3 protein-coding genes are annotated in these 3,440 nt (G+C 74.5%); all 3 read left to right on the top strand.

The window, feature by feature from the left end; genetic code table 11:
- Positions 1-66: 66 nt before the first annotated feature.
- Positions 67-606, top strand: a complete 540-nt coding sequence (locus tag CBZ_RS03225) for a uridine kinase family protein (RefSeq protein ID WP_130780164.1) — start codon at positions 67-69, stop codon at positions 604-606.
- 125 nt (positions 607-731) lie between these two features.
- Positions 732-1,436, top strand: coding sequence for a DNA-3-methyladenine glycosylase (locus tag CBZ_RS03220; RefSeq protein WP_130780163.1), 705 nt, complete (start codon positions 732-734; stop codon positions 1,434-1,436).
- Positions 1,437-1,518: 82 nt separating this feature from the next.
- Complete coding sequence (tyrS, locus tag CBZ_RS03215; RefSeq protein WP_130780162.1) at positions 1,519-2,781, top strand: tyrosine--tRNA ligase; 1,263 nt, start codon at positions 1,519-1,521, stop codon at positions 2,779-2,781.
- Positions 2,782-3,440: the final 659 nt, after the last annotated feature.

Raw genomic sequence — 3,440 nt, 5'->3', positions numbered from 1 at the left:
GCCGGGGGCCGTCGGGACGCGCCGCGCGACGCCGGCGAGACCGCCGCCGCGCTCGCCGGGCGTGCGCTGGAGGCGTCGCCGCGTCTCGGACCGGTCCGGCTGGTGTGCGTGGACGGGCCCGCGGGCTCGGGCAAGACGACCGCGGCGGCCGCCGTGGCCGCCGCCGCGGCGGACCTCGGTGCCTGCGCGACGGTCGTCCACCTCGACGACCTCTACGAGGGCTGGGCGGGCCTGGAGGGCTCGCTGTGGCCGCGGCTGTCGGCGCAGGTGCTCGAGCCGTTGCGCCGCGGGACGCCGGGTCGCTTCCAGCGGTACGACTGGCCGACGGGCCGCTTCGCGGAGTGGGTCGACGTCCCGGTCCCGGCCCTGCTGGTGCTCGAGGGGTGTGGCTCGGCCCGCCGTGCCGCCGACCGGGACGCGGTGCTGCGCGTCTGGGTCGAGGCGCCGGCCGACCTGCGGCTGCGTCGCGGGCTCGACCGCGACGGCGAGGCCGCGCACGACCACTGGGTCGCGTGGATGCGCGACGAGGCGGAGCACTTCGCCCGGGAGCGGACCCGTGAGCGTGCGGACGTCCGCCTCGACGCGTTCGGCCGGGCCGACGCCTGATGCGCGCGCCCCGACGAGGGCGGCGCCCAGGCGGTGACCGTGCCGGCGACGCGCGGGGGGCGGGCAGCCCGTCCGCGGGCCGAGTCGCCGAGCCTGACGCCGCGCTCGTGGGGCAGGATGGGCGCGTGAGCACGCCGGACGACGCTGCATCGCCCCCGGACGCGGCCGACCCGCGTGCGGTCGGCGCGGTGCCGGCGCGCGTCTGGTTCGCGCGCGACGTGCACGCGGTCGCGCGCGACCTGCTCGGCGCACACCTGACGTCCCGCTCGCCGGAGGGCGACGTCACGGTCCGCCTCACCGAGGTCGAGGCCTACGGCGGCGCCGACGACCCCGGCTCGCACGCGTTCCGCGGTCGGACGTCGCGCAACGCCGTGATGTTCGCGGAGCCCGGCCGTCTCTACGTCTACCGGCACCTCGGCCTGCACCACTGTCTCAACGTGGTCGCGCAGCCGACCGGCAGCCCGGCGGCGGTCCTCCTGCGTGCAGGCGAGGTCGTCGAGGGCGAGGACCTCGCGTGGCGGCGCCGCGAGGCGGTCGGCGTGGTCGACTCGCAGCGCCAGCTCGCGCGCGGCCCCGCCCGGCTCGCGGTGTGCCTGGGGCTCGACCTGCGTGCCAACGGCGCGGACGTCACCGAGCCCGGCGGCGCGACGGTGCTGCACCGCAGTGCCGGCCCGCACCGCGCGGCGCACGCGTCGGGCCCGCGGGTCGGGGTGTCGGGCGCCGGTGGCGACCCGCAGGCCCACCCGTGGCGCTACTGGCTCACGGGGGAGCGCACCGTGTCGGCGTACCGGCCCGCGTATCGGCGGCCGGCGTCGGTAGACGTCCCGTGAGGACGACGACGTCGGCCCCGTGCCCCATGCCCGCCTGGGCGCCCGCAGGAGCGGCGACCCGGACCCCAGCAGGAGACCACCCGTGACCCACATCCTCGACGAGCTCGCCTGGCGCGGGCTCGTCGCCCAGACGACCGACGCCGACGCCCTGCGCGCGGCCCTCTCCGACGGTCAGGTGACGCTGTACTGCGGCTTCGACCCGACCGCGCCGAGCCTGCACATCGGCAACCTCGTCCAGATCCTCACCGTGCGCCGGCTGCAGGACGCAGGGCACCGTCCGCTCGCTCTCGTCGGCGGCGCGACCGGGCTCATCGGCGACCCGAAGATGGCGGGGGAGCGCACGCTCAACGCCCCCGACGTCGTCGCCGGCTGGGTCGAGCGCATCCGCCGGCAGATCGAGCCGCTGCTGCGCTTCGACGGCCCGGCCGCGGCGACGATGGTCAACAACCTCGACTGGACCGCGCCGATGTCGGCGATCGACTTCCTGCGGGACGTCGGCAAGCACTTCCGCCTCGGCACGATGCTCGCGAAGGACACGGTCGCGCGCCGCCTCCACAGCGACCAGGGCATCAGCTTCACCGAGTTCAGCTACCAGATCCTGCAGGGCATGGACTACCTCGAGCTGCACCGCCGGCACGGGGTGAGCCTGCAGACGGGCGGCAGCGACCAGTGGGGCAACCTGCTGTCGGGCGTCGAGCTCGTCCGCAAGGTCGAGGGCACGGCGGTGCACGCCCTGACGACCCCGCTGGTCACGAAGTCGGACGGCACGAAGTTCGGCAAGACCGAGTCGGGCACGGTGTGGCTCGACCCCGAGCTGACGACGCCGTACGCCTTCTACCAGTTCTGGCTCAACGCCGACGACGCCGACGTGGTGAGCTACCTGAAGATCTTCACGTTCCGCAGTCGCGAGGAGATCGAGGCGCTCGCCGAGTCCGTCGCGCAGCGCCCGGCCGCCCGCGAGGCGCAGCGTGCCCTGGCCCACGACGTGACGTCGCTGGTGCACGGCACGGCCGCGGCGGACAAGGTGGTGGAGGCGAGCCAGGCCCTGTTCGGCCGCGGCTCGTTGGCCGACCTGGACGAGGCGACCCTCGCCGCGGCGGTCGCGGAGCTCCCGACGGCCGCCGGCCGCGCGGGCGACCCCGTGGTCGACGTCCTGGCCGCGTCCGGCATCGTCGCGTCGAAGGCGGCCGCCCGGCGGGCGATCGGCGAGGGCGGGGCGTCCGTCAACAACGTGCGGGTCGAGGGGGAGGACGCGGTGCTCCGCGCCGAGGACCTCCTGCACGGGCGGTGGGCGGTGCTGCGTCGGGGCAAGCGCACGCTCGCGGTGGTCGACGCGCACGCCTGACACCCGTGAGGCCATCACTCCAGCGATGCCCGGTCCCCGTGGTGGGGCCGGGCATCGCTGCGTCCGCGTCGCGGTAGCCGGCGCGCGCGGCGCCGCCGCGATGGGGGCTCGCAGCGCCGGCCTCCGACGAAGGCGCAGGTCAGTGCGGGGATGGCCCGGGCCGACGCCGCCCTGGCGTAGCCGGTGACCGGCGTCACCACCAGCGGATTTGCATGCGCCGCCGACCCACGCGTAATGTTCTCGATGTCGCCCGGCAGGGAGGAACGGACACCGAGGAACGATCCCGGTGGCTGGTCCCGAGGGTGGCCGCCCCCGATACGAACCGCAGACGCACTCGTGCGTCTCGGATCGAGTCGGGACGGGCCTGTGCCCGCGACTCTAGCCCGACAGGGTGGACGAGAGCGGGAAAAGGATCCGGTAAGATGGAGAACGAACAAAGCCTCTGACGAAAGGCCGAAAGGCCTGAGCGGATGCGCGTCTGTTCCTTGAGAACTCAACAGTGTGCCAAGTAGTCGATGCCAAGATGGTTCATCGCACGTGAGTGCGGTGGGTCTTGGTTGAGATCGAGGAGGCGTGTTCCACCCCGTGGGATGCGTGTCCTCTTGACAGCCGAATCTGATTGGCCCTTTCGGGGGCTGTTTCGTGTGTCGGTTGCTCAT

Source organism: Cellulomonas biazotea, assembly GCF_004306155.1.
Lineage (GTDB): Bacteria > Actinomycetota > Actinomycetes > Actinomycetales > Cellulomonadaceae > Cellulomonas > Cellulomonas biazotea.
This window is presented reverse-complemented; position numbering and strand designations above follow the sequence as displayed.